Origin of the sequence: Myxococcus sp. AM009 (genome assembly GCF_013372605.1) — a bacterium.
GTDB classification, from domain to species: Bacteria; Myxococcota; Myxococcia; order Myxococcales; family Myxococcaceae; genus Myxococcus; species Myxococcus vastator.
In genome coordinates this window covers 1-6,397 of record NZ_JABXEP010000268.1, presented here as the reverse complement: position 1 = coordinate 6,397, position 6,397 = coordinate 1, and the positions used below count along the sequence as shown (strand labels likewise).

The following is a 6,397-nucleotide window of genomic DNA, read 5'->3' as shown; positions in this document are numbered from 1 at the left end:
CCGTCCTCCTCTCCGTCCTGGAGCGCGCCGCCGGCACCCCCGCCGCCGAGCCGCCCTCGGCGCCGCCCACGCCCCCCTTCCTGCAGCAGGTCCGCGACGCCCTCCGCGACTCCCTGCGCGACGGAGCGCCGCAGATGGGCGACGTGGCGAAGCAACTCTACGTCAGCCCCCGCACCCTCCAGCGCCGGCTCGCCGAGCACGCCACGTCCTTCCAGGACGAGGTCGACGCAGTGCGCCGCGGGCTGGCCTTTGACTATCTGCGCGACGCACACCTGGGGGTCAGCGAGGTGGCCTTCCTCCTGGGGTACTCGGAGCTGAGCACCTTCGACCGCGCCTTCAAGCGGTGGACGGGCATGACGCCCCGCGTCTGGCGCGAACGGCCCGCAGCGGGCTGAGCCCGGGTGGCGTGTCCGGCCAGGAGATTGGCGTCCGCGGCCAGGAAACCCGGCGCCACTTCCCCTACGCTGCGGAGCATCCACACCCCTTTGCTTCCGGAGGACGCATGCTCAAGCCTCATGTGGTCGCCCTCTTCGACGAGTACTACTCTTCGCATCAGCACCCGACGAACCGGCTGACGCACAAAATCGCCATCCCGCTCATCGTGCTCCACATCGTCGCGATGCTGGACTGGGTGCACCTGCTGGCGGTGCCCGCGATTCCGGGCGGCTCGCTGACGCTGGGCATGGTGGTGTTGGCGCTGGCCAGCGTCTGGTACCTGCGCGCCGACGTGAAGCTGGGCATCCTCGTGGTGCTCTTCATGGCCGCGTGCTTCCCGGTGGGCCGGCTGATGCCCACGTGGAGCGTGGTGGCCGTGGCCGCGTTCGCGTGGCTGGTGCAGTTGGCCGGGCACAGCGTGTGGGAGAAGAAGTCGCCTTCCTTCCTCACCAACCTGGTGCACGCGCTGGTGGGTCCGCTCTTCTTCGTCGCGGTGCTCCTGGGGGACTACGTCCTCAAGCCGCAACAGCAGTCCGCCACCACGCCGGTCCGCGCGTAGTCCCACGCCATGACGAGCTTCGCCGACAAGCTGCGCGTCTGGTTGCCCCTGCATGAGAACGGCGTCAGCCGCGCCGCGCACTTCGTGGGGGCCTACATGTTCACCTTCGCGTGGCTCGTCCCGCTCAGCTTCGTCCGGCTGCCCGTGGGCGACGTGACGCTCACGGCAGCCCACCTGCTGCTGCTGGCGGTGGTCCTTTACGCCGTCTCCTTGGAGTGGACGGCGGGGCTGCTGATGGCGCTGCCCCTGGTGCCCACGCTGCTCGCCGCGGAGGCCGTCGTCGCGCGGTTTCCGGCGGGCACCGCCGCCGCGGTGGCGGTGGGCGTCATGGCCGTGCGCTTCGCGCTGGTCGTCGGCGCGCACGTCGTCTTCGAGAAGAAGACGCATGGCCTGTCCCTGGGCGGGCCCCTGCTCTTCTTCATCGAGCCCGTCTACCTGCTCACGGTGGCCCTGTTCTCCGTGGGCCTGAAGCATACGCTGCGGGCCGAGGTGACGACGGGCCCCGGCGAGTCACAGACCGCCTGAGCGCCCAATCCGCGACGAGGCGCTACGTGCCCGCCGCGGCCTTGAGCACGGGCGGTACGTCTCCAGGGGGGCGCGGGCCATGCAGGGAGTAGACGACCACGGACTCCCGCCGGCCCTTCACATGCGCTTCGCCCAGGCGCTCGCCCACGAAGTGTCCGCCGCTCTTCTGCCACGTCCGCTCGCTCACCAGGATGTCCACGCCATGTGACTTGGTGAGGCCCTCCACGCGAGACGCCAGGTTCACCGCGTCACCGATGACGGTGTACTCGTGCTGCTCGGCGCCGCCGAGCATGCCCGCCGCCACCACGCCGGTGTGCAGGCCGATGCCAATGCGCAGCGGAGGCAGTCCTCGCTGCGCGCGCTGGTCATTGATGTCCTCCAGCTTGGCGCGCATGTCGAGCGCCGCCCGCATGGCCAGCTCCGCGTGGTCCTCGCGCGCATCCGGAACGCCCCAGCACGCGAGCATCCCATCGCCCAGGAACTTGTTCACGATGCCGTGGCGCGCCATGACGATGTGGGCCATGTGCCCGAAGTAGTCGTCCAGCAACGCCAGCACCTGGCCCGGGTCCAGCGTCTCGCTCAGCGTGGTGAAGTCGCGGATGTCGCTGAAGAGGATGGTGACGTCGCGTTGCACCGGCTGGAGGGAGTCATCCCCCAACTGCATCACCCGCTCCACCACCTGCCGGGGCAGGAAGCGGGACAGGCCGTCGCGGCGGCGCAGGTTGAGGAACATGCCGCCCACGTCCGAGTTCGTCAGCGCGATGAGCGCCCCCAGGGCCGCGTAGCAGATGAGGACGAAGCTGGTCCGCGCCACCGAGCCGTGCCCCGTCATCCACGCGAGCAGCGCGTAGGCGCCGCTGGACAGCACCGTGGACAGCAACACGTGCCACCACGAGTAGCGCACCACGGAGAACGCCAGCACCATGCCCAGGCTGGCGCACAACATGCCTGCATCGAAGACGCCGGAGATGCGCCAGGTGTGCCACGCCATGAAGGAGAAGAAGCTGGTGTCCGCCAGCGTCGTGGGCACGGGCAACCACCGGGCCCGGTTCGGGTGCGGCTTCTGGAGCAGCAACACGACGATGGCGACGACGGAGAAGAGCACGTACGCGGCCATCGCCTGCAGGCGCACGCCGTCCACCGGCGCCGAGTACGTCTCCCCGCCGCCCCAGGCGATGACGCCCTGGCTGACCGCCATCAGCGCCACCACCAGGACGCGGACGACCGCCACGCGGCGCTCGCCCTGAAGCGAGCTGGTCGCCAGCACCACCTCTTCGTTGGAGTGTGATGAGGCTTTCTCGCTGCGGCGCATGGTGACGAGCACTGCTCGCCATCGTGCCTCAACTCCCCCTCGAACAGCGAGCGCACTGGGCTTCCGCGGTCAGCGCATCTTTTGCGCCTGCCAGGACGCGTCCGGAGCAACGGTCCGTCGTCCTGACACCTTGAAGTCGGTGGCCCCCAGGGTCAGAGTCCAGCCCCCCGCGCGCTGGAGAACTCGCCTTGGTCCGCCTCTTCGCCCCGTTGCCCGAGCCCGCTCCCGCCGAAGTGGCGCTGACCGGCGAGCGCCGTCACTACCTCCTGCATGTCCTGCGGCTGGAGGAAGGCGACGCGCTGGAGGTCTTCGACGGGAAGGGCCGGGCCTTCGAGGCCCGCGTGGCCCACGTCACGCCGGAGGTCGTGCGCGTGACATTGGGCACCGCGCGCGTGGCCCCCCCGCGCCGCGAGGTCAGCATCCTTCAGGGCCTGCCCAAGGGCGACAAGCTGGAGCTGGTGCTCCAGAAAGGCACCGAGCTGGGCGCCACCGCCTTCCACCCCGTGGCCACGGCGAGGAGTGTCGTGAAGCTCGAGCCCAAGCGCGCGGAGGAGCGCACCTCCCGGTGGACCAAGATTGTCGAGGAGGCCGCGCGGCAGTGCCGCAGGGACGACGTGCCACGCGTGGCCACGCCCGCGCCGCTGGTGGACGCGGCCCGCTCGCTGCCCCCGGGCACCACCCTGCTCGTGCTCGACGAGGAGGAGTCGGCCGTGCCCTTGGGTGAAGCGTTCCGGGCCGCGGGCGCGGGCACCGCCGTGGCGCTGGTGATTGGCCCCGAAGGGGGGCTTGCGCGTGAAGAAGTGGAGGCCTTGAAGGCCCTGGGCGCGCGGCCGGTCACCCTGGGCGAGCGCATCCTCCGGACCGAGACGGCGGCGCTCGCGGCGCTGGCGGTGATGATGCACCTGGACGGCGAACTCGGATAGCAGGGGGGCAGCCGACCGCACGAGGTGGGCAGTTCACACTGTCCGAAGATGATTCCTAGGTTTCTGCCGTAAGGGACTTCAGGGGTCCCTCGAACAGGAGAGACACTCATGGGGATCATCGCATTCATCGTCATCGGCCTCATCGCGGGTCTCATCGCCCGCGCCATCCTCCCCGGGAAGCAGAGCATGGGGCTGGTCGCGACGACCTTGCTCGGCATGGTCGGCTCGCTCGTGGGCGGCCTTGTCGGTTCGCTGTTCCAGCGCGATGGCCGGCTCTTCGACCTGCGGCCCGCGGGCATCATCATGTCGGTGATCGGCGCAATCGTCGTGCTCCTGCTGGTGGGCGCAGCCGGACGGCGACGGGTACATGCCTGAGAGTGAAGGACGCTCCACGCGATGTCCCTCGAGGGACACGCGCATGAAACGGTGATGAGCCCCTGACGGTCCTTCGAGCGAGGGACCTCGGGGGCTCGCACTTTTCTTGCCCCCGGCTCATGGCTGTCTTTTCATGTAGCAGTCGTCCAGCCGGGAGGAGTCCGTTGTCCAAGTGCTTGAAGTGCGGTGCCATGCTTCCACCCGTGGGTGAGTGCGCGGCCTGCGACACCGTCACTGTCCGCTCATCCGGATTGCCCAGCCTCCTCAATCGCGACATCCGCATCGACCGCCGCACGGAGCAACGCGCGGAAGAGCTGTCGACGCTCCCGGGCACCCCCGCGTTCGCCGACCTGGCGCAGCATGCGCCGCCGCCCCCTTCCGTTGCCCCCCTGTCCACGCTGCTGCCGGGCCCCGCCATGCCTCGCGCGGCGCAGCCCGCCGCCACGCCCCGGCCGCTGCAACAGCCGGGAGCCGCCGCCCTCCGCGCCGCGCAGCCGGGTGCCGCGCCTCAGCAGGCCGCGCCTCACGCGGCGCAGCCCGGTGCCGCCGCCGCGCCTCGGCAGGCCGCTCCGCACGCGGCTCCGCCCGGTGCCGCCACGCCTCGGCAGGCCGCTCCTCACGCGGCTCCGCCCGGTGCCGCCGCGCCTCGGCAGGCCGCTCCTCACGCAGCGCAGCCCGGTGCCGCCGCGCCTCGTCCCGCGCAGCCCGGAGCCGACACGTCTCAGCAGGCCGCGCCCCGCGCCGCTCAGCCCGGCGTCGCACTGCCTCACGCCCCGCCGCCGGGTGCAGGTGTCGCCGTGCCGCGCGCCGCCCAGCCCCAGCCGGCGACGGGTTCCCCCATGACGCCGGCCTACGGAACGCCGCCGGTGGCGCCAGCGCCGCGTCCGCAGGCCCCGACACAGCTGGCGGCTCCGGCGATTGCGCCCGTCGGCCTGCCCCGCATGGAGCAGGCGGCACCTCCCGTCGCGTCCACTTCCGGACTGCCTCGCATGGAGCACGCGGAGGCCGCCTCCACGGGTCTCCCGTCGATGGAGCCCCCGTCCACGGCGCCCTCGGCCCTGCCGCACATGGAGCCGCTCCTCCCCGGCGTGTCCGTGGGAGTGGCTCGCTCCGAGGCCATCAAGGCGCCTCCGTCCAAGGCCCAGGTCAAGTCCGCCTCGGGCGTCACGGAAGTGCGCGCCCGCCCGGCCTCCCTGTGGCGGCGGCTGCTCTCCTTCTCCGTCGACACGGCGGCCATCGCCGGGGTGGCGGCGCTCTACATCACCCTGGCCTCGTCCGTGACGGGGCTGAAGACACCGGAAGCGGGGCTGACGGGGTTCGATGCCTTCGTGGCCTGGCTGCGCGCGCTCCAGACCATCCTCCTGCCTGGGTTTTTCCTCGTGCTGGTGCTCGCGCTCGTGTACTGCGCGGTGGCGGCCTTCCTCTGGAACGGCCGGACCCTCGGACGGCTGCTCCTGGGTCTGCGGCTGGTGGACACACATGGGCTCGCCCCGGCACCGGGTCGGGCCATCGTGCGCGCCCTGCTTTCCAGCGTGTCCTTCGTCTTCTTTCTCGGTGGCTTCTGGATGGCGCTTTTCGACCGGCGCGGGCAGACGCTTCATGACAAGCTGACGTCCACCTTCGTCGTTCAACCGAGCTGAACCACCGGCTCATTGTGCCTTGCGGCCGTGGCCGTAAGATGCCGCGTCCTACATGCCCGCCCGTCTCGCCCAGTTCCTCGTCTCACGCATGCTTCTCACGCAGGAGAAGGCGGGGGAGGTGCTGCGTCAGCACCAGACCCTGGGCGGGCAGGTGGACTCCGTGCTGTTGGAGCACGGCGTCGCCAGCGAGGCGGACGTGCTCGCGATGCTCGGAGAGGTCTCCGGCTTCATGCCGGTGAACCTGATGGACTTCGAGCCCAATCCCGAAGTCGCCTCCTTCATCCCGCCCAAAATCGCCGAGCGCCTGTGCGTCGTCCCCCTGTCCCTGGACGGCAACACGCTGCACGTCGCCAGCGGCTACCCGGTGCCCAAGAAGGAGCTCGACGAGGTCGGCTTCCTCCTGGGCAAGCCGCTCGAGCTCTGGGTGGCCACCGAGGTGCGCGTTCGCGAGTGGGTCTCCACCATCTACCGCCAGCCCCTGGCCCCGCGCTTCGCGAAGCTCGCGGCGGCGTTGGATCCAGAAGCCCAGGCGGCCCTGCCCCCGCCGCCGCCCGCCGCCGCCCTGGAAGAGGAGTCGCTCACCGCGGACATGGTGGAGCGGCTGGCTCGCTCCGTCGCGCAGGAGCCC

7 protein-coding genes and 1 pseudogene are annotated in these 6,397 nt (G+C 70.9%); 7 read left to right on the top strand and 1 reads right to left on the bottom strand.

Going from position 1 to position 6,397, the window contains the following annotated elements; translation table 11 throughout:
* The 3 genes from HV824_RS34555 to HV824_RS34545 all read left to right on the top strand — a co-directional run.
* Nucleotides 1–395: helix-turn-helix transcriptional regulator (locus HV824_RS34555; protein ID WP_176425167.1), on the top strand; the 395-nt coding region annotated here is incomplete at its 5' end.
* A gap of 107 nt (nt 396–502) precedes the next feature.
* On the top strand, nt 503–994 hold the full coding sequence (locus HV824_RS34550) for a DUF962 domain-containing protein (RefSeq protein ID WP_176421285.1): 492 nt from the start codon (nt 503–505) through the stop codon (nt 992–994).
* A gap of 9 nt (nt 995–1,003) precedes the next feature.
* A complete protein-coding gene (locus tag HV824_RS34545) occupies nt 1,004–1,519 on the top strand; it encodes an Mpo1-like protein (protein WP_176425166.1) in 516 nt (171 codons plus the stop codon).
* 22 nt (nt 1,520–1,541) lie between these two features.
* Here HV824_RS34545 and HV824_RS34540 read toward each other — a convergent pair whose 3' ends face one another.
* Nucleotides 1,542–2,831: an adenylate/guanylate cyclase domain-containing protein gene (locus HV824_RS34540; protein ID WP_217918000.1), complete on the bottom strand. Its 1,290-nt coding sequence runs from the start codon at nt 2,829–2,831 to the stop codon at nt 1,542–1,544.
* A 188-nt stretch (nt 2,832–3,019) separates the two neighbouring features.
* On the opposite strand from HV824_RS34540, the gene HV824_RS34535 reads away from it, so the two are divergent.
* The 4 genes and pseudogenes from HV824_RS34535 to HV824_RS34520 all read left to right on the top strand — a co-directional run.
* Nucleotides 3,020–3,754, top strand: a complete 735-nt coding sequence (locus HV824_RS34535) for a 16S rRNA (uracil(1498)-N(3))-methyltransferase (RefSeq protein ID WP_176425164.1) — start codon at nt 3,020–3,022, stop codon at nt 3,752–3,754.
* A 108-nt stretch (nt 3,755–3,862) separates the two neighbouring features.
* Nucleotides 3,863–4,129 (top strand): GlsB/YeaQ/YmgE family stress response membrane protein, encoded by a 267-nt coding sequence (locus HV824_RS34530; protein WP_163784503.1) that lies wholly within the window; start codon nt 3,863–3,865, stop codon nt 4,127–4,129.
* A 191-nt stretch (nt 4,130–4,320) separates the two neighbouring features.
* Complete coding sequence (locus tag HV824_RS38005) at nt 4,321–5,769, top strand: RDD family protein (protein ID WP_303623450.1); 1,449 nt, start codon at nt 4,321–4,323, stop codon at nt 5,767–5,769.
* Nucleotides 5,770–5,821: 52 nt separating this feature from the next.
* Nucleotides 5,822–6,397 (top strand): annotated as a pseudogene (locus HV824_RS34520) (FrgA protein); the annotation flags it as partial.

What these genes read in the sequence shown, in the direction of transcription:
- HV824_RS34550 (WP_176421285.1), top strand. Translation starts at nt 503, where the DNA reads ATGCTCAAGCCTCATGTGGTCGCCCTCTTCGACGAGTACTACTCTTCG.
- HV824_RS34545 (WP_176425166.1), top strand. Translation starts at nt 1,004, where the DNA reads ATGACGAGCTTCGCCGACAAGCTGCGCGTCTGGTTGCCCCTGCATGAG.
- HV824_RS34540 (WP_217918000.1), bottom strand. Translation starts at nt 2,831, where the DNA reads ATGCGCCGCAGCGAGAAAGCCTCATCACACTCCAACGAAGAGGTGGTG.
- HV824_RS34530 (WP_163784503.1), top strand. Translation starts at nt 3,863, where the DNA reads ATGGGGATCATCGCATTCATCGTCATCGGCCTCATCGCGGGTCTCATC.
- HV824_RS38005 (WP_303623450.1), top strand. Translation starts at nt 4,321, where the DNA reads ATGCTTCCACCCGTGGGTGAGTGCGCGGCCTGCGACACCGTCACTGTC.